This is a genomic window from Kitasatospora sp. NPDC022856 (genome assembly GCF_055561235.1).
Genome location: NZ_JBVHHE010000034.1, coordinates 14,565 through 38,264, shown reverse-complemented (window position 1 = coordinate 38,264; position 23,700 = coordinate 14,565). Strand labels below are relative to the sequence as shown.

Sequence of the window (23,700 nt, the reverse complement as noted above, 5' to 3'; positions counted from 1 at the left end):
CCATGACATACGCGCACGCCAGGCCCGCGCGGAGCCTCGACGAGGTCGTCGGGCGGATGCGGGCGGTGGAGGCCCGGCTGGACCCGCGGGACGGTGTGGCCTGCTTCAACCGGATGTACCTGAGGGTCGCCGAACTGATCGGCGGCCACCTGGCCGCGGGCTCCTTCCAGGACGGGGCGTTCACCGAGGGCCTGGAGGCGGTCCTCGCCGGTGCCTACCTCGACGCGGTCGAGGACGCCGAGGCGGGTCGCCCGGTCAGCGAGGCCTGGCAGCCGCTGTTCGAGGCCCGGGGAGACCGGTCGGTCCGGCCGATCCAGTTCGCCTTCGCGGGGATGAGCGCGCACCTCAGCCACGACCTCCCGCTGGGCCTGGTGGAGACCTGCATCGAGCGCCGCACCACGCCGGACACGCCGCCCGTGCACGCCGACCACCTCCGGGCCGCCGCACTGCTGGGGCAGGCCGAGGCCGAGGCCCGGGCCTCCTTCGAGGCGCGGCTCGGCACGCCGGACGCCCAGGCCGCCGAGTCCCTGCAGCACCTCGTCGCCAGCTTCTCCGTCGCCCGCGCGCTGGACGCCGCCTGGGCCACCACCCAGACGCTCTGGCACGAGCGCAACCTGCGTCCCTTCCACGACGCCACGCTGGCCGCCGTCACCGGTGGCGCGATACTGGCCGCCCGGCTGCTGGTCACCCCGGTCCTGCCGCCGGCCGGCCCGCCCACCGACGAGGCCTGACACCGCCGCCGCTCCCGCGCCGGGACGAGCCGCGCTCAGTGCCCGAGGGCGGCTTTGGCGGCCACGATGATCAGGCCCAGGACGAGGTTGACGAACCCCTCCAGCGCCGCCTGCCGCCGGCTCGCACCGGCCCGGACGGCTCCCACGAACGCCCACCCGACCTGCTGGGCGACGGCGACGCCCAGCGCCAGCCAGGCCGTCCCGGCGAGGCCCAGCCCGAGCAGCGGGCTGATCAGCACCGCCACCGCGGGGGCCACCGCCGCCTCGACGATGGGCCGCTCGTGGCGGGCGATCCGGCGGGCCTGCCGCCAGGTGAGCCGCTGTCCGACCTGGCGCTCACCGGCGAGCCGGGCGTACACGTGGGCGCCCCAGAACACCAGGCCGGTGACGATCAGCAGGACGCCGAGCTGGACGCGCGGGTAGTCGCCGACGGCACCCGCGGTCGCCACCACCGAGGCGGCGAGCATGGAGCCGTAGACCGCTCCCGAGTAGTCCGTGCGCTCGGCCGCCGGACGGTCGCTGCGTTGCCCGCCCTCGGGCCGGCTGACTGGGCTGCTCATCCTTCGCACCCTACGAGGGGGTGGGCGGACCGGCCCGGCGGCTACGCCGTGCGGCGGCGGCCGCACGGGCGCCGGGACGACCACGCCGCCTTCACCCGGGCGATCGCCGACGGCGTGCTGCCCGCGGCGCCCCGGACCGGCGTCCGTCCGGCGTCCGCGCGGTCGGCCCAGTCCGACGGGCGGCGGCCCGGCCCGTTCCCGGACCGGCGTCCGTCCGGCGTCCGCGCGGTCGGCCCAGTCCGACGGGCGGCGGCCCGGCCGTGCGGCTGGACTGGTGGGCGAACGCCTCCTCCGGAAAGGGCCCGCCGATGTCCACCTCGCCCCGCGGCTACGACGACCTGCGCGCGCTGGTCCTCAACTGCACCCTCAAGCGCTCACCCGAGCGCAGCCACACCCAGGGCCTGATCGACCTCAGCACCGGCATCATGCAGCGCCAGGGCGTCCAGGTCGACGTGATCCGGGCGGTCGACCACGACATCGCCACCGGCGTCTGGCCCGACATGACCGAGCACGGCTGGGAGACCGACGACTGGCCGGTGCTCTACAGCCAGGTGATGGCCGCCGACATCCTCGTCCTGGCCGGGCCGGTCTGGCTGGGCGACAACTCCTCCGTGATGAAGCAGGTGATCGAGCGGCTCTACGCCTGCTCGTCGATCCTCAACTCCGAGGGCCAGTACGCCTACTACGGCCGGGTGGGCGGCTGTCTGATCACCGGGAACGAGGACGGCGCGAAGCACTGCGCGATGAACGTGCTCTACAGCCTGCAGCACCTGGGGTACGTGATCCCGCCGCAGGCCGACGCCGGCTGGGTGGGGGAGGCGGGGCCGGGGCCGTCCTACCTCGACCCGGGGTCGGGCGGGCCGGAGAACGACTTCACCAACCGCAACGCCACCTTCATGACCTGGAACCTGCTCCACCTCGCCCGGATGCTCAAGGACGCCGGCGGCGTCCCCGCCCACGGCAACCAGCGCTCCGAGTGGGACGCGGGGTGCCGGTTCGACTTCGAGAACCCCGAGCACCGCTGAACCCAGCAAGCCTTCCACGGCCCGTCGGGCACGGCGGAACGATCACGGAGCGTGAGCGTCCAGGATCGAGAATGCGGACGGTAGGAATCCAAGGAGCAAGACGGCGGATACGGCCTGGCGGAAAAATGCCGGTGCGGTGTTAGAAATGACAGCATGGTCGAACACGCCGACCGATCGCGGATCGTACTCAGAAAGCCACTGATCGCGAGAAACCGACGGAGCGTAGCCGCTCAGGTCTTCGCTCTGGAACTCGTGGTCGTGGTGCTCCTCGTGCTCGGGGCGATCCTGGCGCAGGTCCTCGAGTCACGGCGGAGCAGCGATTCCGAGGCGAAGAACAGGTCGGTCGCGGTCGCGGAAACCTTCGCGCATTCCCCTGGTTTGCTCGCCGCGCTCAAGTCGCCCAATCCGTCAGCGATTCTCCAGCCGATCACCGAGGCAACCCGCAAGGTGTCCGGCGTCGACTTCATCGTCGTCATGAACGACCAGGGGATCCGCTACACACACCCGATGCCGGACCGGATCGGCCAGCGGTTCGTCGGCACCATCGGCCCCTCCCTGGCCGGCCAGATCTATACCGAGAGTGTGCACGGTCCGCTCGGCCACGAGGTCCAGGCGATCGTGCCGGTCACCGCTCCGGACGGATCGGTCGCAGGGCTGGTGTCGGCCGGGCTCAAGGTCCAGAACGTCACCGCCGCCGACAACCGGCAACTGCCGCTGATCCTCGGCACCGGGGCAGCCGCCGTCATGGTCGCCACTGCCGGTACCGCGCTGATCGCCCGCCGGGTGAGGCGCCAGACCCGCGGCATGGACCCGGGCGAGCTGGCCCGGATGTACGAGCACCACGACGCCGTCCTGCACGCGGTCCGGGAGGGCGTGGTCATCGTCGGACACGGCGGGCAGCTGCTGCTGGCCAACGACGAGGCGCGCGAACTGCTGGGCCTGCCCGACCACGTCGAGGGTCGGCACCTGGGCGACATCGAAGGCCTCACCCCGGAGACTGCCGACTTGCTGTTGTCAGGCCGGGCGGTTACCGACGAACTGCTCCGCGTCGGGGGCCGGCTCGTCGTGGTCAACCAGCGGCCGACCGACCCGCACAGCCTCGCCATGGGGACGGTCGCGACCATCCGGGACTCCACGGAGCTGCTCGCCCTCTCCGGCAAGGCCGAGATGGCCAGCCGGCGTCTGGCCCTGCTGTACGAGGCCGGCGTCGGCATCGGGACCACGCTCGACGTCGAGCGCACCGCCGAGGAGCTGGCCCGGGTCGCGGTGCCCGGCTTCGCGGACTTCGTCACCGTGGACCTCGCGGACCCGGTGCTGCAGGGCGACGAGCCCACCGGTGGCGCCGTCAACCTGCGCCGGACCGCCGTCCACGGCATCCGCGACGACCACCCGTTCTACCCGTGCGGCCGGCTGACCGCCTTCATCCCGTCCTCCCCGATGGCCCGCGGCTTCGACAGCGGCCGCTCGCAGGTCGTCCCCGATCTGGCGGTCGCGCGCGGCTGGCAGGCCCAGGACCCGGAGTGGACCGGGCACATCCTGGACTACGGCGTGCACACGCTGATCACCACCCCGTTGAAGGCCCGCGGCATCATCCTGGGCGTCGTCAACTTCTGGCGGTCGCGGAAGCCCGAGCCGTTCGACGACGACGACCGCTCATTGGCCGAGGAACTGGTCGCGCGGGCCGCCGTCAGCATCGACAACGCCCGCCGTTACACGCGCGAGCACGCCATGGCCGTGACCCTGCAGCGCAGTTTGCTGCCGCGCGTCCTGCCCGGCCAGAGCGCGCTGGAGGTCGCCCACCGTTACCTGCCCGCGCAGTCCGGCGTGAGCGGCGACTGGTTCGACGTGATCCCGCTGCCCGGCAGCCGGGTGGCCATGGTGGTGGGCGACGTGGTCGGCCACGGGCTGCACGCCGCCGCCACCATGGGCCGGCTACGCACCGCCGTGCACAACTTCTCCGCCCTCGACCTGGCGCCCGACGAGTTGCTCGGCCACCTCGACGAGCTGGTCAACCGGATTGACCAGGAGGAGGCCGACGCCGGCACCGGCACCGGCGTCACCGGTGCCACCTGCCTGTACGCGATCTACGACCCGACTTCCCGGCTCTGCACCATCGCGACCGCTGGCCATCTGCCGCCTGCGCTGGTCGATCCCGACGGCGAGGTCGTCTTCCCGGCCCTGCCGACCGGACCGCCGCTCGGCGCGGGCGGGATGCCCTACGAGACCGCCCAGGTGCGGCTGGCCGAGGGCACCCAGATCGTGTTGTACACCGACGGCCTGATCGAGGAGCGCACCCGGGACCTCGACGTCGGCATGGACCTGCTGCGCCTGGCGCTGTCGCAGCGCGACCGGGGGCCGGAGGAGAACTGCCGGGCGGTGCTGGAAGCGCTGCTACCGGAGCACCCGCAGGACGACGTGGCACTGCTGATCGCCAGGACCGGGGTGCTCGGCCCGGAGCGGGTCGTCGAGCGCGACGTGCCGTCCGATCCGGCCGCCGTTGCCGACATCCGGGAGTGGAGCACGGCGACGCTGGAGGAATGGGGCCTGGGCGAGCTGTCCTTCGCCACCGAGCTCGCCCTGAGCGAGCTGGTCACCAACGCCATCCGCTACGGCTCGGAGCCGGTGCGGGTCCGACTGTTGCGCGACCGCAGCCTGATCCTGGAGGTCTCCGACGGGAGCAACACCTCTCCGCGCCTGACGTACGCGGCGAGCACCGACGAGGGCGGCCGGGGCCTGTTCCTGGTGGCCCAGCTCACCGAGCGCTGGGGTACCCGCTACACGCCTCACGGCAAGATCATCTGGGCCGAACAGGCCTTCCCCGCCTCCGTCCATGCCGTGACCCCGCAACGCCCCGACGAGACCCACCACGTCGTCTCCAGAGCTTGACGGCGTGGCGGTCACACCCCGATGAACCGGGATCATGGCGTCGCCGGTGCGGGATCCCCGGCCGCCTCCCGCGTGCGGTCACCCGCGTGGACGGTACGTCACACCGCCGCGGGTCCGGCTGCCGATCCTCGCTCCGGTTCTTGCTGACGAAAAGTCAGCACGTTCGGTGCAGTGCCTTGACGGTGCACGGACACCGCTCTACAACGTAGTCAGCTCCCCGAATCCCCCACCGACGGGGAGCCACGAAAGTTCACCTTCTCGATTCCCCCTCACCGAGGAAGAGGCTTTCCCATGCGCCTTCACCGTCCTGTCCCGCTCCTCGCCGCCGCCCTCGCCGCCACCGCGGCGTTCGCGCTGGGCGCCGTCCCCGCGTCGGCGGCGCCCGGCTCCGTCACCGCCACCGCGGTGCTGACCGCCGGCGGCGGCGCCGTCGCGGCGGGCGACACGCTCGCCGCGCCGCTCGCCGCGAACACCCGCGCCACCTTCTACTCGACCGCGACCAGCACGACCGGGGTCACCTGTGCCACCTCCCAGCTCGCCGCCAAGGTGCTGAGCAACCCGGCGGCCCCCGGTACGGCGACGGAGTCCCTCACCGGGCTGACCTTCGGCTCCTGCACCAGCAACGTCACCGGGGTCACCTCGGTCCGGAGCCTGACCGTCGGCAACTTCCCGCACGTCATCGCCGTCGACGACGGCCCGGGGCTGCCGATCACCCTCACCTCGGGGACCGCCGGGCCGATCCAGGCCACCGCCGTGCTCAACAGCTGGTTCGGCACCCTCACCTGCAGCTACCAGCTCAGCGGTGCGTTCACCGGCGCCGCGGACAACGCCGGCCACAGCATGGCGTTCCGCACCGAGCACTTCGCCAAGAGCGGCGGCTCCTCGCTCTGCCCGGCCGACGGCTACTTCTCGGCCACCTACGGCCCGGTCACCGACACCAGCCAGGCCGGCAGCCCGGCGGTCGTCGTCAACTGATCCGGCGCGAAGCGAGCGGCCCCGCGGGCGTGCCCGCGGGGCCGCTGCCCTGCCGGTCGGCGTCGTGGCTGGTGGGCGGGGTGAAGCCGCCCTGACGGGAGGTCAGGGGCGGTCCCCCGACCGCTGTCCGCTGGTCGGGAGGGGATTGACACTGGCGGGTAACAACGAGCAATCTGATCAGGCCCACCGGCGTGTGCGGGGGGTCGAGTGCGGTCTGTGCCGTTGCCGGACGCGGCGTGCGCGACGGATCGTGGCGTCGCGCGCTCGGCTCACATGCGGGGGGAACGCCAGTTCCGCGTGCCCGTACACGCTCCTGGGGTGTGCGGTGGGGGCGTGCCGGTGAGGCGTGCCCCCGTGGGGGAGAGACGCGGGCGGGGGCCGGCGGCTCGACGGCGGTGCGCGGACCGGTCCGGGAGGACGGGCCGCTGCGGCGCGGTGCCCCGGCGGCGCACCGACCGCCCGATCCCGTCGCCCAGGAAGGACGCCCGCATGGCCGAATCGCCCGTCGCACCCGTCAAGGGCCCCGCCGTCGTGGCCGGCCCGGCCGCCGGGCCGCCGCTCGGGCCGGTGCTGCTCTGCTGCCTGGGAGCCTTCGTGGCCTTCCTGGACAGCACCATCGTGAACGTGGCGTTCCCCAACATCGCCAAGACCTTCTCCGGCTCCGACCTGCCGACCCTCTCCTGGGTGCTCAACGGCTACAACGTGGTGATCGCGGCCTTCCTGATGCCGGCCGGCCGGGCCGCCGACCGGCTCGGCTGCCGCCGGTCGTTCGCGGTCGGACTCTCGCTCTTCACCCTGGCCTCGGTGGTCTGCGGGCTCGCCGGGTCGGCGACGGTGCTGATCGCGGCGCGGCTGGTGCAGGCGGTGGGCGCGGCGATCCTGGTGCCGACCTCGCTCGCGCTGCTGATGCCGATGTTCCCGATGGCCCGGCGGCTGATCGCGATCACCATCTGGGGCGCGGCGGCGGCGCTGGCCGCCGGCATCGGCCCCGGTCTCGGCGGGCTGCTGGCCGAGCACTGGTCGTGGCGGGCGGTCTTCCTGGTGAACATCCCGATCGGGGTGGCGGCCGTCTGGGCCTCCCGCGCGCTCACCGAGCAGCGCGAGCGCGGCGGTCCGACCCCGGACGTGCTGGGCGCGGCGCTGCTCGGCGGCGCGCTCGGCCTGCTCGCCCTGGGCCTGGTCAAGGGCCCGGACTGGGAGTGGACGAGCCCCGGCACCCTCGGAGCGCTGGCCGGTGGCGCGCTGCTGGCGGTGGCGGCGGTGCTGCGCAGCGCCCGCCACCCCGCCCCGGTCATCGCGCTGGACCTGCTCCGCTCGCGCAGCGCCATCGGCGGCAACCTCGGCTCGATGCTGTTCTCGGTGACCTTCTACATGGTCATCCTCAACAACATCCTGTTCCTGACCGGACACTGGCACTGGTCGCTGATCACGGCCGGACTCGCCACCACGCCGCCGCCGATCGCCACCGCGCTGGTCGCCCGCCCGGCGAGCCGGTTCGCGGAGCGGTTCGGGGACCGCCCGGTGGTGATCGCCGGCTGCCTGATCTACGCCTGCGGCACGCTGCTGCTGCTCTGGGGCGGCGGCCGGGGGCCCGACTTCCTCACCCACTGGCTGCCCGGGGCGGTGGTGATGGGCACCGGGGCCGGACTGGTCTGGCCGGTGCTGGGCGCGGTCGCGCTGGCCGGGGTCGAACCGGCCCGGCTGGCCACCGCGAGTGCGGCGAACGCGGCCTTCCGTCAGCTCGGCGCCGTCCTCGGGACGGCCCTCGCGGTCTCCGTGGTGACCGCCTCGGCGGCCGACGCGCTCGGCGCCGCGCGTGACACCTGGTACCTGGCGATCGGTTTCGCGCTCGCCGTCGCCCTGCTCGCCGCGGTGACGATCCGCCGGATCCCGGCGGTCGACGCGCCTGCCGATCTACCGGGCCTCCGGTGATTTCGGCCGAATTCCCCGACCAATACCGCGACTCGGCCCCCGGTTCCGACCGGGGGTCCAGCGGTGTTTGTGCGAAGTAGGTCTGACGATAAATCAACTTCCGTGTAACAGGCATCACTTGGCCCGCACAATCGCCAACTTGTATGATTCTGAGCCATGGTGACGCCCGAAGTTGAGTCCTACATCCGGCAGAAATTCGGCGAGCACGCCGGCCTCGCCGACGAGGAAGTCTTCGCCGACGACGTGACGCTGGCCGATGTGATCGGCCGGAGTCCCAAAATGACCAACAGCATTGACCTGATGGAAGCCTTCGCCCGGACCGCCAACGGTCTCCGCAAGGACTACGGCGTGCGGGTGCGGCTGCCCGCGCTGCCCCTCGACACCGCGACCCCGGTGGTGCTGAAGGTGTTCCTGGAGGAGTTCGAGAAGCAGAAGGCGAAGGAGGCGGCCGCATGAGCGTCATGGAGACGGAGCCGGTGATCCGGAAGGCGGTCGTCCCCGCCGAGCCGCCGGCCATCATCACCGACCTCTGGGACGCGGTGACGGTGCGCGGGATGTCCCTCGTCGACGTGACCTGGGAGCAGCAGCGGCTGCACGAGTCGCGCCGGTGGAGCGTCGTCGAGATGCTGTCCGCCGTCGACCTGGACAGCCTCACCCCGCTCGACCGCAACCTGGTGTGGAACGCCGGCCGGGCCGAGCTGACCACCAAGCCGGGCGCCGACCGCCTGGAGCGGCAGGCCGAGGCCGAGGTGCGCCGCTGGGAGAAGACCAACCCGGCGCTCGCGGCGGTCATGGAGGCGTGCGGCACCTGGAGCCGCTACTGGAACGAGGAGGAGGCCCACCACGAGACGGTCTTCAACCGGCTGGCGGACGTCAGCGGGATGGAGCCGATCGACGACGAGACCTTCCTCGCGTTCCGCAAGGTCTTCCCGGACGACGACATGCTGCGCACCCTGGTGCTGCTCGCGATCTCCGAGATCACCGCCGCCGTCAACTACGGCCAGTGCCAGCACGTGATCCGGGACGAGGGCCTGCGCCGGATCTTCAAGCAGGTCGCGGCCGACGAGATCCAGCACCGCAACTACTTCGTGTCGTTCGCGAAGGCCCTGGTGGACAGCGGCGAGTACCACGCCAAGGACGCCTTCGCGGTGGCCCACCTCTTCCTCCGCGAGGACGGCGAACTCCTGGGCAGCGCCCGGGACCAGAAGGAGGACCGGGGGACCCACGTCAACTGGTGGGACCACCTGGACACCGCCGAGACCGGCTACCGGCCCGAGGCGATGGAGAAGAAGGAGCAGCTGGTCTGCGGCGCTCTGAAGAAGATCACCGGGATCGAGGTGCACTCCCGGGAGGAGGTCGAGGACACCTGGATGGACCTCCTCGACAGCTGACGCCAGGCCCCGCGGCCCCGGCCGGTGCCCCGCGGTGAACGCGCGGGGCGCCGGCCCGGCGGCGCGGCGGCCGGGCACCCGGGGGCCCGGGGGCCCGGGCAGGACACCCCGCCCGGGCGACTCCCGGTACCACGGCTCCCGGTACCACGGCTCCCGCTGCTACGGCTCCCGGTACAGCGGCTCCCGGTACACCGGCTCCCGGCTCCTCGGCCGGGGCCCTTCGGCACGATCGAAAACGGACGGTCCGACGTGTTCTTCGGCGAATCACGCCTCATGCTCCCGGTGCGCCCCAACGACCTCGACGCGCTGGGGCACGTCAACAACGCGGTCGCGCTGGAGTACCTGGAGGCCGGGCGGTGGGACTGGCTCGGCCGGCAGGGGCTCGTGCACGGCGACCGGCTGATCGCGGTGGTCGCCCGCACCGAGATCGACTACCTGGCGGAGATCCCGCGCGGCCGGGTCGAGGTGCGGACCGAGCTCGTCTCCCCCTCGGAGGAGGAGTGGGACGAGGAGGGCCTGACCTTCCGGGCCCGGTTCCGGCAGCGGATCCACCTTCCGGAGGCCGACCGGCCGGCGGTGGACGCGCTGGTGACGGTGGCCTTCCTGGACGCGGAGCAGCGCTGCCTGGTCTCCCTCCAGGACTTCCTGGCCGCCTCCACCCCGGCCTGACGACCCGTCGGGACACCGCCGCTCCGGAACGCGGCGACCGAACCATGAACGAGCGGCAACTGAACGAGTAGGAGGGGTCCGGTGCTCGAACACATCCAGCGCAACCAGGAGTGCCCGCCCGAGCGGGGGCTCCACCTGTACGAGAAGTACGGCGATCCGGCGGAGTTCACGCCGTACCGGGACTTCCCCGAGCGGATCGCCGCCAGTGCGGACTTCTTCCGGGAGCAGGGGATCGGACCGGGGACCAGGGTGGTCTTCCCGTTCGAGACCTCCGTTCCGGTGATCTTCGCGTTCCTGGCGCTGATGGAGATCGGCGCGGTGCCGCTCTCCGTCAAGCCCTTCGTGCTGAACACGCCGAGGGAGGGCTACCAGGAGTTCCTGGCCCGGGTCGCGGCGGACTTCGGCGCCGCCCGGATCCTCGGCGTCCCCACGCTGGCCGCCGTCGACCTGCCGGTCGAGGCGCTGCCGCTGCCGCCGGCGGGCCTGCGCCGGGCCGGCGCCCGGCTGCGGACGCCCGGGGACGACGAACTGGCCTTCGTGCAGTTCTCCTCCGGGTCGACCTCCTTCCCCAAGGGCGTCCCGGTGACCCACGGCCGGCTCCGGGCCAACCTGGCCATGATCACCCGGACCGACGGCCGCGAGCCCGGGGAGCGGGTCAGCAGCTGGCTGCCGCTCTACCACGACATGGGACTGGTCGGCGGCATGCTGTCCTGCTTCACCGTCGGCTGCGACCTGCTGCTCGCCGAGCCGGTGACCTTCCTGTTCGACGCGCGCGGCTGGTGGGAGCACATGGGCCGGGAGCGGGCCATCGGCACCGTCATCCCGAACTTCGCCGTCGACTACTCGCTCAAGCTGATGCAGGACCTCGACCCGGAGGAGATCGCCGAACTCGACCTCTCCGGGATGCGGTCGATCTACCTCGGCAGCGAGCCGATCAACCTGCCGAACCTGGAGGCGTTCCTCGACCTGATGGCGCCCGCCGGTCTGCGGCGCGACGTCTTCATGCCCTGCTACGGCATGGCCGAGGCCGTCCTGCTGGTGGCCAGCCGACCGGTGGGCGGCGAGATCCGGGTGGTGACCTCACCGTCCGGCGTCCCGGCGATCTCGGTCGGCCGGCCGATGGCGGAGTTCGCCGTCCGGCTGCGCGGCGAGGACGGGCGGGTCTGCGGCGAGCGCGAGCTGGGCGAGATCGAGCTGGCCGGCGGCAGCCTCGCCGAGGCCTACTTCGACCGCCCCGGGTCGATCGAGGGACCGGACGGCTTCTACGCCACCGGGGACATCGGCTTCCTGGACGCCGGGGAGCTGTTCATCACCGGCCGGATCAGCGACCGGATCAAGGTGGGCGGGCGCAGCCTGTTCGCCGCCGACTTCGAGCAGGCGGTCGAGCAGCTCCCGTTCGTCCGCGAGGGCCGCACCGCGGTGGCGCAGATCGGCACCGACATCGTGGTCCTGACCGAGGTGGACCGCGAGGCCCGGGACGACGTGCCGGGCAGCCGGGCGCGGATCGTCGAGCACCTGGTGCGGGCGATCGGCGTCACCGTGCGGGCGGAGGACGTGCACTACCTGAAGCCCGGACAGCTGCCGCGCACCAGCAGCGGCAAGCTCCAGCGGCGCGCGATCGTGGCCGCGTACGAGCAGGGGCAGCTCGAAGGGCTGACGCTGGCCGGGCCCGGGAGCTGACCGGGCGGCCGGACCGGGTGGCCGCCCGCCGGCGGCCACCCGGTCCGGCGCGACCGTCGGAGCCCCGCCCGCACCCGCGGGCGGGGACGCCACTACGCGAAGGAGCGACGCATGCCGAAGCTGGAACAGGACGGCGAGGTCTTCGTCCTGCGGCTCGACCCCGACGACGAGAACCTCTTCCACCCCGACCGACTCGCCGCCCTGGAGGCGGCGTTCGACGAGGTGGAGGGCGCGCAGGGGCCGCGCGCGCTGGTCACGGTGGGCAGCGGCAAGTACTGGTCGAACGGTCTGGACCTGGCCTGGCTGCTCGACCACGGCGACCAGTACGCCGGCTACCTGGACCGGGTGCACGCGCTGCTCGCCCGGACGCTGGCCTCGCCGGTGGTCACCGTCGCGGCGCTCAACGGGCACACCTTCGCGGCCGGGGCGATGTGGGCGCTGGCCCACGACGTCCGGGTGATGCGGGCCGACCGGGGGTACTTCTGCCTGCCGGAGGTGGACCTCGACCTGCCCTTCCAGCGCGGCATGTCGGATCTGATCCGGGCCCGGCTGGCGCCGGGGACGGCCCACGAGGCGATGACCACCGGACGCCGCTACGGCGGCGGCGAGGCGCTCGCGGCCGGGATCGTCGACGAGGTCGCGGACCTCGACGCGCTGCTCGGGACCGCGGTCGAGCGGGCCCGCGCGCTGGCCGGCAAGACCCGGCCGGTCCGGGGGCAGATCAAGGAGATGCTGTACTCCGAGACGCTCGCCTCGCTCCGCACGCCGACGGTGGCCTGAGCGCGTGAGCGCGTGAGCGCGTGACAGGTGGCCGGGCGGCCGGCCCCCGTGTGCGCGGGGTGCCGGTGCCCCGGGCCCGGGCCCGGGGCCGGTCGGCCCGGGGCCCAGGCTCAGCGGTACGTCGGCTGCTCGTGCAGGCCGAGCGCCAGCCAGGAGTCGGCCTCGCAGTGCCGTAGCAGCCAGCCTGCCAACGGGCCCCGTGGATGGGACAGTTCCACGCAGGCGGCGCGCAGCCCGGCCTCGGCGGCCAGCAGGCCGGGGGCCGAGACGAACGCCACCGCGTCCAGGGCTCCCGGCGCCGTCCGGATCCGGGCGTGGTCGAGCCGGGCCGGCTCCCGGAGCACGCGCTCCAGTGCGTCCCGCACGGTCGCCGCCGCCACCGGTCGGACGGGCGGGGGGCCACCCGCCGTCTCCAGCCGGACGCGAATCACGTACATCTACGACAGCGTGACTGATCGACAGTTCCCGTGGTCCGAAGCGCCGGTGGCACACTTCTGACTGGCAGCAACATGTCACCGTCGTACGGCGACAACTCCGGTGCGCCCGCGTTCCGTTGCCGTGGTCGCGCGGCCGGTCGGACCGGCTCCCTTCACCGTTCACGCACCGGACCGCCATGCTCGTCCGCAGCAGCGGGTACAACTCGCCTCGGACACGCCATTGCCGAGGCGCGGGCCGCCGCGCCCGGCGGCCCGCCGCCCCCGCGGGTCATGGAGGCCGGCCGGGTCGTGGCGCAGCAGCCCCTGGAGCGCGGGACGCGGATGCGCACCGTCGAGCAGGAGCGCGTCCGCACCAACCCGGCGACCGTGCAGGACGCGCGCCGGCTGCGCGCACCGTGCCACCGCGCCGGATCGCCGGTCCTCGAACGGTCCCGTCGGCCGGTGCCCGGGCTCCGGGCACCGGCCGGCCCGCCGCGCCCCGCGCGCGATGCTGCGTCCACATACCAGGCAGGGGTATGCCACCACAGTCGTGACCTGGGCTTCGAGGTCGGCCCGGCGGACGGGATGTCGTCCGCCCGTGATATGTACTGCGTCTGGGGCGGCCAGTGCGCAGCCGTACGAAAGAAGCCGATGCTGTTCGAGGGGGCCACACCATGTCGTTCTTCCGACGCCGTTCCGGCGAGGGCGCTGCCGGAGGCGGGGCCGACGGCCGTCGGGGGTTCGGTTTCGCCCGGCGCCCCGCCGCGCGCCCGGTGGCGGTGCCGGCGCTCGACCCGGCCCACGGTGACGAGGAGTTGCGGCTGATGCTGGCCCAGGCGGCCGCGGGGGACTGGGCGTCGCTGCGCCCGGCGCTGGCCGCCGTCACGGACGGGGCCGAACTCACCTGGCTGCTGGTGGCGCTCTCCGACGTCGCCGGGGTGGAGGAGTGGACGGCCCGGGCCGTCGCCGACCGGCCCGAGGACACGCCGGCGCTGCTGCTCTCCGGCGCCCGGCACGTCTCCTGGGCGTGGGAGGCGCGCACCGGTGCGCGAGCCCAGTACGTCACCGAGGAGCAGTGGCGGCTGTTCCACGAGCGGCTGGACACCGCCGAGGAGCAGCTGTTCGAGGTGGCCGAGCGGGAGCCCCGGTGGCTCGCCCCCTGGTACTTCCTGCAGATCAGCGGCCGCGGCGCCTCGCTCGGCCCGGACGCCGCCCGGTACCGGTTCGAGGCCGCGCTGCGCCGCGACCCCGGCCACCTCGGCTCGCACAAGCAGCGCCTCCAGCAGCTCTGCGCCAAGTGGGGCGGCTCGCACGAGGAGATGCACGCCTTCGCCCGCGCCGCGATGCTGGCCGCTCCCGAGGGCAGTCCGCTGGGCGAACTGGTCGCGCTCGCGCACCTGGAGCACTGGCTGGACCTCCCGGACGGCGAGGACCACGCCTACCTCACCGGGCCCGCCGTCCTGGCCTCGCTCCAGGAGGCGCTGCGGCGGTCCGTGCTGCACGCCGACTACCCGCGCCCGCGCGGCTGGCAGGCCGCCTTCAACACCTTCGCGATGGCCTTCTCGCTGGCCGACCAGCCGAGGACGGCGCACCTCCTGTTCGAGGCGCTCGACGGCGCCGTCACCGAGTCCCCGTGGAACTACCTGTCCGGTGACCCCGCCGAGATCTTCCGCGCCCACCGGGACCGCTGCGCCCGCTAGCCCACCGGTCCGGCCCACCGGTCCGGCCCGCCGGTTCGGCCCACCGGCCCGGCCCGACAGCCCGACCCGCCGGTCCGGTCCAGCCGCCCGGCCGGGCCGCGCCCCGGCGCCCCGCCCCTCCCGCCCCACACCCGATGCGATCGAAAGAGCCTGCGGTGTCCCCTTCCGAGAACCCGACGAGCGCGCACACCTTCCAGGTGGACCTGCGCGGCCTGGTGGACCTGCTCTCCCACCACCTCTACTCCAGCCCCCGGGTCTACCTGCGCGAGCTGCTGCAGAACGCGGTCGACGCGATCTCCGCCCGCCAGGCGCTCGACCCGGCCTCGCCGGCCCGGATCACCGTCCACGCCGACCAGGACCTCACCGTCACCGACACGGGGATCGGCCTCACCGAGGCCGACGTCCACACCTTCCTCGCCACCATCGGCCGCAGCTCCAAGCGCGACGCCGAGGGCCGCCTCGACGGCGCCGGCCTGGCCCGCGCCCGCGGGGACTTCATCGGCCAGTTCGGCATCGGGCTGCTGGCCTGCTTCGTGGTCGCCGACGAGATCACCGTCGTCACCCGCTCCGCCGCCACCCCGGACGCGCCGGTCATCGAGTGGCGCGGCGGCTCCGACGGCCGCTACACCATCCGCACCCTGCCGCCGGAGGCCAAGCCCGAGCCCGGCACCACCGTCCGGCTGGCGCCGCGCGCCGACGCCGCCGAGTGGACCCGCTCCGACCGCGTCCTGGCGCTCGCCCGGGACTTCGGCGGCCTGCTGCGCCACGAGGTGACGGTGGTCGACGGCCGCGGCACCGCCACCCGGGTCAACCGCACCCCGCCGTGGGCCGAGCGGCACGGCTCCCCGCTGGCCCGCCGCGAGGCGCTGGCCACCTACTGCCGCACCACCTTCGACTTCACCCCGCTGGACACCATCGAGCTGGACCTGCCGTTGGTCGGCCTGCGCGGCGTCGCCTACGTCCTGCCGGACGCGGTGCCGCCGTCCCGCCGCTCCGGCCACCGGGTCCACCTCAAGGGCATGCTGCTGTCCGAGCAGGCCGACGAACTCCTGCCCGACTGGGCGTTCTTCGTCCGCTGCGTGGTCGACACCGACAGCCTGCGCCCCACCGCCTCGCGCGAGGGCCTGTACGCGGACGAGACGCTCGCCGCCGTCCGGGACGCCCTCGGCGCGCGCATCCGGGACTGGCTCACCGGGCTCTCCGCCAGCGATCCGGCCCTGCTGCACCGCTTCATCTCGGTGCACCACCTCGCCGTCAAGGAACTCGCGCGCTACGACGACGAGTTGCTGCGGATGCTGCTGCCCTGGCTGCCGTTCGAGACGACCGACGGCAATGTCACCCTGGACGAGTTCGCCCGCGCCCACCCGGTCGTCCTGGTGACGCGCACGGTCGAGGAGTTCCGCCAGGTCGCCCCGATCGCGGCCGCGGCCGGCCTCGGCGTGGTCAACGGCGGCTACACCTACGACCGGGACCTCGTCCACCGGCTGCCCGAGATCCGCCCCGGCACGTCGGTGGCCGACCTCGACCCGGGCACCGTCACCGCCCACCTGGACACCGTCGACCCTGCGGCCGAGCTGGCCGCGGCGGCGTTCCTCACCGTCGCCCGCGAGGTGGTCGGCCGGTTCGACTGCGACGTCGCGCTGCGCAGCTTCCACCCGACCAGCGCGCCCGCGCTGCTGCTGGACAACCGGGAGGCGCGGCACGAGCGCACCCGCGCCCAGCTCGCGGACGAGGCCGACGGCCTGTGGGCCGACATCCTCGGCTCGCTGCGCGCCGAGGCGCCGCGCGCCCAACTGGTGCTCAACCACCTCAACCCGCTGGTGCGCAGGGCCGCCTCGATCGGCGACCGCGAACTGACCGTCACCGCCGTCGAGGCGCTGTACGGGCAGGCCGTGCTGCTCACCCGTCGCCCGCTGAAGTCCAGCGAGAGCGCCCTGCTCAACCGGTCGTTCATCAGCCTGCTCGACCACGCGATGCTCGGCCACGAGTCGGCCGGTCGCGCCGCCGCCGGCCGTGACGCCGCCGACCCGCAGAAGGAGTCCTGACCGTGGACGTACTGGACAGCGTCGACGCGGTGATGGCCGCGCTGCGCGAGAACGACGCCCGCCCGTACGGCCGGCTGCGGACCGTGACGGCGGAGGAACTGGTCGACGCCGCCGAGCAGTTCGACGACACCGCGGTCCGGGCGATGGCGCTGCTCGAACTGATGGAGGCCTACGAGTACGACGGCGAGCGGAGCAAGACCCCGGTGGTCTTCGCCCGGGTGCTGAAGCTCTGGGACACCGACCGCGACGGCTTCGGCGAGTGGGCCGGCCAGCAGGTGTTCTGGCGGTTCAAGTGGGTGGCCACCGCGCTGCTCGGCACCCCCGACGTCCCGCTGGACGCGGTGCGCCGCTGGCAGACCGAGATGCGCGACCGCTACCGCGCCGCCGGCCACGGCCTCCAGCCGTACTACGCGCAGCGGTACCACCTGGCCGCGCACACCGGGATCGACACCGAGCAGGCCTTCGAGCTGTGGGCGGCCCGGCCGCGCAGCGAACTGAGCGACTGCCGGGCCTGCGAGATCCGCGCCCAGGCGGGCCACCACGTGCGGTCCGGGGGCGACCGGCGGGCGCTGGACGCCTGGCGGCCGGTCTTCGAGGGCGAGAGCACCTGCGCCGAGGAGCCCTACCTCAGCCACGCCTACGCACTGCTGCCGCTGCTGCGCGAGGGCCGGCTGGACGACGCGCGCTCCAGCCACCTGGTCGGCTACCGGTTCGCCCGCGGCAAGTCCGGGATGGCCCGGGCGGTCGGCCTGCACGTGGAGTTCTGCGCGCTGTCCGGGAACGAGCCGCGCGGCCTGGAGATCCTGGCCGAGAACCGCGACCTGTTCGGCGTCACCGGGGACCAGGCCGGCCGGGTCGACTTCCTGACCGGCGTCGAGGTGCTGATCGCCGGGCTGGCCCGGGGCGGCCACGGCGGGCTCGCCGTCAGCGGACCGCCCGGCGCCGCCTGGACGGTGGACTCGCTCCTCGCCCACCTGCGCACCGAGGCGGACGCGCTGGCGGCCCGCTTCGACGCCCGCAACGGCACCGACGCGGTCGGCGCGCGCCGGCGGGCCCGGCTGGAGCGGCGCCCGCTGCTCGCCGAGCCGCTCGCGCTCGGGGTGCGGGCCGCGAGCGCCCCGGAGCTGTCGGCCGCGCCGGCCACCCCGGCGGCGCCGCCGCGGGCCGCCGAGCCGGAGCCGGCGGACTTCGCCGACCTGGTCGTCCGGGCCCGCGAGCTGCACCTGCTGGGCCACCCGGACGGGGACCGCCTCTGGGAGCGGGTCGCCGAGCGCTTCGGCGCCGCGGACTACCGGCACACCGAGGGCACGGCGGCCGGCAGCGCCGCCCGGCTGCGGGCCGAACTCGCCGAGCAGCGGGCCCATACCGCGATCGAGCGGGACGACTGGACGGGCGGCCGGGCGGCGCTGCTGGAGGCGGCCGACCTCTTCGAGCGGGCGGGGCTGGCCGGGCGTGCCCTGGTGGTCCGCACCCGGGCCCTGGTGGTCGAACTCGGCGACGTCGAGGGCGCGACCTCCGACTGGCCCGCCCTGGACGCGGCGCTGGCCGAGGCCGAGGCGCTGCTCGCCGCGCCGCCGGCTGCGGACGCGGCAGCCGCCGGGCCGGCCATCACGACCGACGACTACCTGATCGTGCTGCAGTGCCGGGCCTTCGCGGCCCACCACGACCTCGTCCGGGCGCTGCCCGAGCCCCCGGCCGGGACGCTGGAGCGCTTCGAGGACGCCGTCGCCGCGTACCGGCGGGAGAGCACCGAGCGGGGCTCGCTCCGGCGCACGGCCACCGCCCGCCAGTACGGCGCCGATGTGGCCGCCCGGCAGGGCCGGATGGCCGAGGCTGTGGCCGAACTGCGCGGCGCCCTGGAGCAGTTGGACGCAGCCGAACTGCCCTGGCACACGCCGCGGGTGCTCGGTCTGCTCGGCCAGGTGCTGCTGCAGAACGGCGAGCGGGCCGAGGCCGTCGAGGTCTTCCACCGGGCGCTGGCCGAGGCCACCCGCTGGGCGGACGACTCGTACCCGTTCGGGGCGACGTACATGATGCTCGGCCACGCCTGCGCCCACCTCGGGGACAACGGCGCGGCCGTCCGGGCGCTCTCGCAGGCCGCCGCGCGCTTCGACCGCAAGGGTCCGGCGGGCGCCGAGGAGGCCGCCCAGGTGCGGCTCCAGCTCGCCGACCTGCTGCGGGACGCGGGCCGGGCGGCCGACGCGGTCGCCGTCCTGGAGTCGGTGCTGCTCGACCCGGCCGCGCCCGACCTGGACGAGCGGATGCTCGCGCAGGCCCGGCTGGACCTCGCGCGCGGACTGTTCGCGCTGGAGGAGTTCCGCGACTCGGCGGAGGAGTACCTGCGGCTCGCCGACGAGGTGGCCGGCTGGGAGGAGCAGTACACCCACACTGTGGTCGCCGGCGAGGCCGTCCTCGCGCTGGCCGAGGCGGGCCGCTGGGAGGCCGCCCGGACGGCCCGCGAGCGGGCCCTCGCCTCGCACGCGAAGGCGCCGAGGCCGGACCAGATCGCCGGCATGCTCCGGGATCTCGCCCGGATCACCATGCAGCGGCAGGGCCCCGAGGGGCTGGCCGAGGCGCTGGAGCGGCTGGCCGAGGCGGACGCCGTCCGGGAGGCCGCCGAGCGCGACGGCGAGCCGCACACCCCCTGGTACCTGCGCGGCGCCGTCCACTACGAACGGGCCCGGGTGTACGCGGTGGCCGGGCGGCACGAGGAGGCACTGGCCGAGGCCGAGTCGGCGGTCACCGCCTACGAGGCGGGCGGGGAGCCGGCCGAGACGCCGCGCGCCGAGGCCGTCCGGCTGGCCGGGCTGATCGAGGGCACCGACCTCGGCCGGACGGAGCAGGCCCGGGCCCGTCTCGCCGCCGCCGCCGAGCGCTGCCGGGGCTTCGGACTGCACGAGGCGGCCGGCATCCTGACCGGCCTGCGCGAGCGGATCGGCGCGCAGGAGCGGTGAGGTGACGGTGTGCCCGCCACCGCCGGGAGCGGCGGCGGGCCCACCGGGCGGCCCCGCGTCAGCAGGGGCCGTCGTCGGACCAGACGCCCCACTGTCCACTGGCCGACGGGTTCTCGTTCAGCGTCCACCACTTGGCGTGGTACTTGTGGCCGCTGTAGGACACCTTGCTGCCGTTGGTGTACGTCGTGGTGGCGCTCCAGGCCGGGTCGGCGCAGGCCCCCGGCGGGTTGCTGGTCGGGGGCGTGGTCGGCGGGGTGGTCGGCGGCGTGGTCGGCGGCGTCGAGGTCGGCGGGGTGGTGGGCGGCGTGGCGCCGGCGAACCGCACGGTGAACTTGGTGAAGTCCCAGTCGCTCTGCGCCACGCTGGAGCACGACCCGGACAGCCCCGGGTCGACCGTGCCCGGGCACTGGCGGTCGCGGTTGACGGACCAGTAGGTGTACCGGGCCAGCTTGTGGGCGAGGGCGAAGTCCAGCACGGTCTGGAAGTCCGCCTGCCGGAAGTACTCGGCGGCGTCCGTGCGCCCGTTCATCAGCGAGACGCCCTCGTGCGCGTAGGCCTGGGCCTCGGTCCAGCCGAAGGTGGTCCGGAGGATCCCGTTGAAGGCGACCAGGGCGGCGGTCTGGGCGGCCGCGCCGTTGAAGCCGCCGTCGAACGGCATGATCGAGTAGTTGTCGGGGGTGAAGCCCTGCGCCTTCGCCTCGTTGAGCATCTGCTGCCCGAACCACCCGGTGCCCGCCCCGGTCCCGGCGGTGGTGATCGAGATGTAGAGCCCGGGGTTGTTCTGCTGGAGGATCCGGGCCGCGCCGATCTCGTTGTGGATGGCCGCCGTGTTCTCGTACTCCGGCTCCTCCAGGTCGAAGTCGATCGCCTTCAGCTGGTACTTGGTGATCACCTTCTGGTAGCCGGCGGCGGTGGCCTCCGGGGTTCCGCAGCCCTGGCCGAGCTTGTTGCCGCCGTAGCCGCCGACCGAGACCGAGACGTCCCCGCCCTTGGCCCGGATGGTCTGGATCACCGCCGGCATGGTGGTGTCGGTGTCGATCGAGGAGGTGCCGCCCCAGGCCGGGGAACAGCCGCCCTTGTCCAGGATGAACGCCAGCTGGAACGCCTTCTGGCCGGTCGCGTCCATCACCGCCGCGGCGTCCGGCGGGCTGTTGTCCTCGGGCATCAGGTAGGGCGCCGAGGCGTACCAGTTGCTGCCGATCCCGGCGGCCGGGGCGGTGACGTCGGCCGCGGCGGCGCCGCCGCCGGCCAGCGCGGCCGCGGCGCCGGCCACCAGGCCGAGCACCCCGGCCACCGCCACCGCGGCCCGGCGGGCCCGGGGCGTGCGGTGCGAGGGCCGGTCCCGCGGTCCGGTCGGTGGGGTGAACTGCTGTGGGGGAAGAGCGCGTTCCATCGGGAACCTCTCCAGGAAACGGCGGGGGAAGGCCCGCCCGCGTCGACGTGGGGGAGACGCGGTGGGCGCGACAGCCGTGCCACGGGGGGAGCGTGCGGACGGCCTCCACTGGTATAGACCTGCCCGGAAACCGCCGTCAACCAATGGGACGGTCAAGCCTTCGGCCGGCCCCCCCGGGGGGTGCTCTCCGGTCTGTCGGTCACGTTTCCCGACACGAGATCTCGTCCGTAAGCGCGAGGCCGCGCCGTCCGGCAATCGCAGCCTGGAGGAACGAATGCCCGCGGAGCACGCGCACGCGTCCGCGGCCGGCACCACCGTCGTGCCCGGCGGCCAGGTGGTCCTGCTCGGCGACAACCCCGCCTTCAGCACCGACTCCCGCCTCTGGGGCGCCGTCCCGGCCACCAGCATCGTCGGCGTGGTCCTCGACGGCGTCCCCCTGCGCGGCTGACGGGCCCCGGGGCCGTGTCAGGTGGGCGGTTCGGGGGCCCGGGCGGGGGTGCGGGGGTGGAAGGGCAGGTCGGGGCGGGTGCGGGGTGGTCGGTTAGGGTGGCCGGATGGGGGCGGACCGGGGGGTGGCGGAGGGGCGGCAGGCCGTCGCGGTCCTGGCGGCCCTGCGGGCGCGCCCGCTGCGTTTCCCGTTCACCTCCACCCCGTGGCGTTGCTGGGGGCACGTGCTCGGGGGTGCGGTGTTCGGGCCGCTGCTGCTGGCCCTGCTCGCCGCCCTGCTGCTGATCGGCACCGGGCTGTCCGTCGTCGGGGTCGGCCTGGCGGTCCTGCTGGGCGTCGCGCTCGCCGGGATCCCGGTCGGCGCGCTGGAGCGCCGCCGGCTGCGGCTGGTGGAGCCGGTGCCCGTGCCCGACCCGCACCGCGCGCTGCCCGGGGTCGGCCGGCGGGCCCGGCTGCGGACCAGGCTGCGTGAGCGCGCCACCTGGCGCGAGCTCGGCTACACCGCCCTGTTCGCCCTGGTCCTGAGCGTCGTCGACCTGGCCTTCACGGCCCTGCTGGTGTTCTGCGGCGCGCTGGCCGTCAGCCCGCTGGTGGTCTGGGCGCTGGCCCCCGAGACCGTGATGCTGATCCCCGGCCGGGCCGTCCCCGGTCCCGCCGCCGCCCTCCCCGCGACCGCCGTCGGACTGGGCGGCCTGCTGCTCTGCGGGTACGCGGGCGCGCTGCTGACCGCCGGCCGGGTCCGGCTGGTCCGGTCCCTGCTCGGCCCCCGGCCGGAGGGCCTCGGCCGGCAGGTCCTCGAACTCACCCGCTCGCGGGCCCGCCTGGTCGACGCCTTCGAGGCCGAACGCCGGCGGATCGAACGCGATCTGCACGACGGTGCCCAGCAACAGCTCGTCGCCCTCAGCATGACCCTCGGGCTGGCCGCGTACGAGCTGCGCGGGCGGGCGGACGACGACCCGGCGCTCGCGCTGGTCGACCGGGCGCGCGGCGAGGCCCGGCAGGCGCTCGAACAGCTGCGGGACCTCGTCCGGGGCATCCACCCGCAGGTGCTCACCGACCACGGGCTGGCCGCCGCCGTCGCCGAGGTCGCGCTGCGCCACCCGGTCCCGGTCGCGGTGGACATCGACCTGCCGGACCGGCTGCCCGGACCGGTCGAGACGACGGCCTACTTCACCGTCACCGAGGCGCTCACCAACGCGGCCAAGCACAGCGGCGCCACCGCGGTCACCGTCCACGGCCGGGTCGACGACGGCCGGTTGGTGCTCCAGGTGACGGACGACGGCCGCGGCGGGGCCGACCCGGCCGCCGGGGCGGGGCTGCAGGGCCTCGCCGACCGGATCGCGATTCTGAGAGGGAGGCTGATGGTGACCAGTCCGATCGGCGGGCCGACGCGGCTCCGGGTGGAGGTGCCGTGCTCCGGATCGTGATCGCCGAGGACGCGGTGCTGCTCCGGGCCGGGCTGGTCGAGCTGCTGGCCCGTGGCGGCCACCAGGTGGTGGCCGCCGTCGGCGACGCGGCCGCGCTGGCCGCCGCCGTGGACGCGGACCGCCCCGACCTCGTGCTCACCGACGTCCCGATGCCGCCGGACTTCCACGACGAGGGCCTGCGGGCCGCCCTGGAGCTGCGCGAACGCCACCCGGGCCTGCCCGTGCTGGTGCTCTCCCAGTACGTGGCCACCCCGTACGCCACCCGGCTGCTCGGCGCCGCGGGCGCGCAGCCCGCCGGGCTCGGCTACCTGCTGAAGGACCGGGTCGGCGAGGTGGCGGACTTCCTGGACGCGCTGCGCCGGGTGGCGGCCGGTCAGACGGTGATCGATCCCGAGGTGGTCCGGGTCCTGCTCCGCCAGCAGGCGGCGGACCGGCCACTGGCCCGGCTGACCCCGCGCGAGCGGGAGGTGCTGGCGCTGATGGCGGAGGGGCTGAACAACCAGACCGTCGCCGGGCGGCTGGGCATCACCGAGGCCTCGGTGGTCAAGCACTGCGGGAACATCTTCATGAAGCTCGACCTCGACCCGGCGGAGGGCAACCGCCGGGTGCTGGCGGTGCTGGCGCACCTGCGGGGGGAGTAGGCCCGGGGCGGGCCCCCGGAAGCGGGCGCGGACCCGCCCGACCCGGCG

General features: G+C 74.4%; 19 protein-coding genes. 16 read left to right on the top strand and 3 right to left on the bottom strand.

Features of this window, described 5'->3' with window-relative positions:
* Positions 1-2: 2 nt before the first annotated feature.
* Positions 3-731 carry a DUF5995 family protein gene (locus tag ACZ34W_RS30970; RefSeq protein WP_465608829.1) on the top strand — a complete coding sequence of 243 codons (729 nt, stop codon included), beginning with the start codon at positions 3-5 and terminating at the stop codon, positions 729-731.
* Positions 732-766: 35 nt separating this feature from the next.
* Here ACZ34W_RS30970 and ACZ34W_RS30965 read toward each other — a convergent pair whose 3' ends face one another.
* Complete coding sequence (locus tag ACZ34W_RS30965; protein ID WP_329490303.1) at positions 767-1,291, bottom strand: hypothetical protein; 525 nt, start codon at positions 1,289-1,291, stop codon at positions 767-769.
* A gap of 308 nt (positions 1,292-1,599) precedes the next feature.
* Between ACZ34W_RS30965 and ACZ34W_RS30960 the strand changes: the two genes are divergently transcribed.
* From ACZ34W_RS30960 to ACZ34W_RS30920, 9 genes are all read left to right on the top strand, one after another.
* Positions 1,600-2,316 carry a flavodoxin family protein gene (locus ACZ34W_RS30960; RefSeq protein ID WP_329490304.1) on the top strand — a complete coding sequence of 239 codons (717 nt, stop codon included), beginning with the start codon at positions 1,600-1,602 and terminating at the stop codon, positions 2,314-2,316.
* Between the two features lie 153 nt (positions 2,317-2,469).
* Positions 2,470-5,202 carry a SpoIIE family protein phosphatase gene (locus ACZ34W_RS30955; RefSeq protein WP_465608826.1) on the top strand — a complete coding sequence of 911 codons (2,733 nt, stop codon included), beginning with the start codon at positions 2,470-2,472 and terminating at the stop codon, positions 5,200-5,202.
* Positions 5,203-5,493: 291 nt separating this feature from the next.
* Positions 5,494-6,177 carry a Tat pathway signal sequence domain protein gene (locus ACZ34W_RS30950; RefSeq protein WP_359838781.1) on the top strand — a complete coding sequence of 228 codons (684 nt, stop codon included), beginning with the start codon at positions 5,494-5,496 and terminating at the stop codon, positions 6,175-6,177.
* A gap of 489 nt (positions 6,178-6,666) precedes the next feature.
* On the top strand, positions 6,667-8,109 hold the full coding sequence (locus ACZ34W_RS30945) for an MFS transporter (RefSeq protein WP_465608824.1): 1,443 nt from the start codon (positions 6,667-6,669) through the stop codon (positions 8,107-8,109).
* Positions 8,110-8,265: 156 nt separating this feature from the next.
* Complete coding sequence (locus ACZ34W_RS30940; RefSeq protein WP_329490307.1) at positions 8,266-8,565, top strand: hypothetical protein; 300 nt, start codon at positions 8,266-8,268, stop codon at positions 8,563-8,565.
* Positions 8,562-9,500: an acyl-ACP desaturase gene (locus ACZ34W_RS30935; protein ID WP_465608822.1), complete on the top strand. Its 939-nt coding sequence runs from the start codon at positions 8,562-8,564 to the stop codon at positions 9,498-9,500. The genes ACZ34W_RS30940 and ACZ34W_RS30935 overlap by 4 nt, the downstream gene beginning before the upstream one ends.
* A gap of 273 nt (positions 9,501-9,773) precedes the next feature.
* A complete protein-coding gene (locus ACZ34W_RS30930) occupies positions 9,774-10,169 on the top strand; it encodes an acyl-CoA thioesterase (RefSeq protein ID WP_329490309.1) in 396 nt (131 codons plus the stop codon).
* A gap of 81 nt (positions 10,170-10,250) precedes the next feature.
* Positions 10,251-11,849: an AMP-binding protein gene (locus tag ACZ34W_RS30925; protein WP_465608819.1), complete on the top strand. Its 1,599-nt coding sequence runs from the start codon at positions 10,251-10,253 to the stop codon at positions 11,847-11,849.
* Positions 11,850-11,960: 111 nt separating this feature from the next.
* Positions 11,961-12,629, top strand: coding sequence for an enoyl-CoA hydratase/isomerase family protein (locus ACZ34W_RS30920; protein WP_359805307.1), 669 nt, complete (start codon positions 11,961-11,963; stop codon positions 12,627-12,629).
* A gap of 110 nt (positions 12,630-12,739) precedes the next feature.
* On the opposite strand, the gene ACZ34W_RS30915 is transcribed toward ACZ34W_RS30920, so the two are convergent.
* Complete coding sequence (locus tag ACZ34W_RS30915) at positions 12,740-13,066, bottom strand: hypothetical protein (protein ID WP_465608817.1); 327 nt, start codon at positions 13,064-13,066, stop codon at positions 12,740-12,742.
* Positions 13,067-13,719: 653 nt separating this feature from the next.
* On the opposite strand from ACZ34W_RS30915, the gene ACZ34W_RS30910 reads away from it, so the two are divergent.
* From ACZ34W_RS30910 to ACZ34W_RS30900, 3 genes are all read left to right on the top strand, one after another.
* The gene (locus ACZ34W_RS30910) at positions 13,720-14,745 is read left to right on the top strand and encodes a hypothetical protein (protein WP_465608815.1); all 1,026 of its coding nucleotides are present in this window, start codon (positions 13,720-13,722) and stop codon (positions 14,743-14,745) included.
* A 134-nt stretch (positions 14,746-14,879) separates the two neighbouring features.
* Positions 14,880-16,790 carry an HSP90 family protein gene (locus ACZ34W_RS30905; protein ID WP_465608813.1) on the top strand — a complete coding sequence of 637 codons (1,911 nt, stop codon included), beginning with the start codon at positions 14,880-14,882 and terminating at the stop codon, positions 16,788-16,790.
* A gap of 2 nt (positions 16,791-16,792) precedes the next feature.
* Positions 16,793-19,744 (top strand): hypothetical protein, encoded by a 2,952-nt coding sequence (locus tag ACZ34W_RS30900; protein WP_465608811.1) that lies wholly within the window; start codon positions 16,793-16,795, stop codon positions 19,742-19,744.
* 58 nt (positions 19,745-19,802) lie between these two features.
* Here ACZ34W_RS30900 and ACZ34W_RS30895 read toward each other — a convergent pair whose 3' ends face one another.
* On the bottom strand, positions 19,803-21,017 hold the full coding sequence (locus ACZ34W_RS30895) for a carbohydrate-binding protein (RefSeq protein WP_465608860.1): 1,215 nt from the start codon (positions 21,015-21,017) through the stop codon (positions 19,803-19,805).
* A 394-nt stretch (positions 21,018-21,411) separates the two neighbouring features.
* On the opposite strand from ACZ34W_RS30895, the gene ACZ34W_RS30890 reads away from it, so the two are divergent.
* The 3 genes from ACZ34W_RS30890 to ACZ34W_RS30880 all read left to right on the top strand — a co-directional run bounded on the left by ACZ34W_RS30890 (position 21,412) and on the right by ACZ34W_RS30880 (position 23,652).
* The gene (locus ACZ34W_RS30890; protein ID WP_329490317.1) at positions 21,412-21,585 is read left to right on the top strand and encodes a S26 family signal peptidase; all 174 of its coding nucleotides are present in this window, start codon (positions 21,412-21,414) and stop codon (positions 21,583-21,585) included.
* Between the two features lie 106 nt (positions 21,586-21,691).
* Positions 21,692-23,011, top strand: coding sequence for a sensor histidine kinase (locus ACZ34W_RS30885; RefSeq protein ID WP_465608808.1), 1,320 nt, complete (start codon positions 21,692-21,694; stop codon positions 23,009-23,011).
* Positions 22,996-23,652, top strand: a complete 657-nt coding sequence (locus ACZ34W_RS30880) for a response regulator (protein WP_465608806.1) — start codon at positions 22,996-22,998, stop codon at positions 23,650-23,652. Before ACZ34W_RS30885 ends, ACZ34W_RS30880 begins: the two co-directional genes overlap by 16 nt.
* The last annotated feature ends 48 nt before the right edge of the window (positions 23,653-23,700 follow it).

Coding starts and splice junctions, on each gene's coding strand:
- ACZ34W_RS30970 (WP_465608829.1), top strand. CDS start 3: ATGACATACGCGCACGCCAGGCCCGCGCGGAGCCTCGACGAGGTCGTC.
- ACZ34W_RS30965 (WP_329490303.1), bottom strand. CDS start 1,291: ATGAGCAGCCCAGTCAGCCGGCCCGAGGGCGGGCAACGCAGCGACCGT.
- ACZ34W_RS30960 (WP_329490304.1), top strand. CDS start 1,600: ATGTCCACCTCGCCCCGCGGCTACGACGACCTGCGCGCGCTGGTCCTC.
- ACZ34W_RS30955 (WP_465608826.1), top strand. CDS start 2,470: ATGGTCGAACACGCCGACCGATCGCGGATCGTACTCAGAAAGCCACTG.
- ACZ34W_RS30950 (WP_359838781.1), top strand. CDS start 5,494: ATGCGCCTTCACCGTCCTGTCCCGCTCCTCGCCGCCGCCCTCGCCGCC.
- ACZ34W_RS30945 (WP_465608824.1), top strand. CDS start 6,667: ATGGCCGAATCGCCCGTCGCACCCGTCAAGGGCCCCGCCGTCGTGGCC.
- ACZ34W_RS30940 (WP_329490307.1), top strand. CDS start 8,266: ATGGTGACGCCCGAAGTTGAGTCCTACATCCGGCAGAAATTCGGCGAG.
- ACZ34W_RS30935 (WP_465608822.1), top strand. CDS start 8,562: ATGAGCGTCATGGAGACGGAGCCGGTGATCCGGAAGGCGGTCGTCCCC.
- ACZ34W_RS30930 (WP_329490309.1), top strand. CDS start 9,774: ATGCTCCCGGTGCGCCCCAACGACCTCGACGCGCTGGGGCACGTCAAC.
- ACZ34W_RS30920 (WP_359805307.1), top strand. CDS start 11,961: ATGCCGAAGCTGGAACAGGACGGCGAGGTCTTCGTCCTGCGGCTCGAC.
- ACZ34W_RS30915 (WP_465608817.1), bottom strand. CDS start 13,066: ATGTACGTGATTCGCGTCCGGCTGGAGACGGCGGGTGGCCCCCCGCCC.
- ACZ34W_RS30910 (WP_465608815.1), top strand. CDS start 13,720: ATGTCGTTCTTCCGACGCCGTTCCGGCGAGGGCGCTGCCGGAGGCGGG.
- ACZ34W_RS30905 (WP_465608813.1), top strand. CDS start 14,880: ATGCGATCGAAAGAGCCTGCGGTGTCCCCTTCCGAGAACCCGACGAGC.
- ACZ34W_RS30890 (WP_329490317.1), top strand. CDS start 21,412: ATGCCCGCGGAGCACGCGCACGCGTCCGCGGCCGGCACCACCGTCGTG.
- ACZ34W_RS30885 (WP_465608808.1), top strand. CDS start 21,692: ATGGGGGCGGACCGGGGGGTGGCGGAGGGGCGGCAGGCCGTCGCGGTC.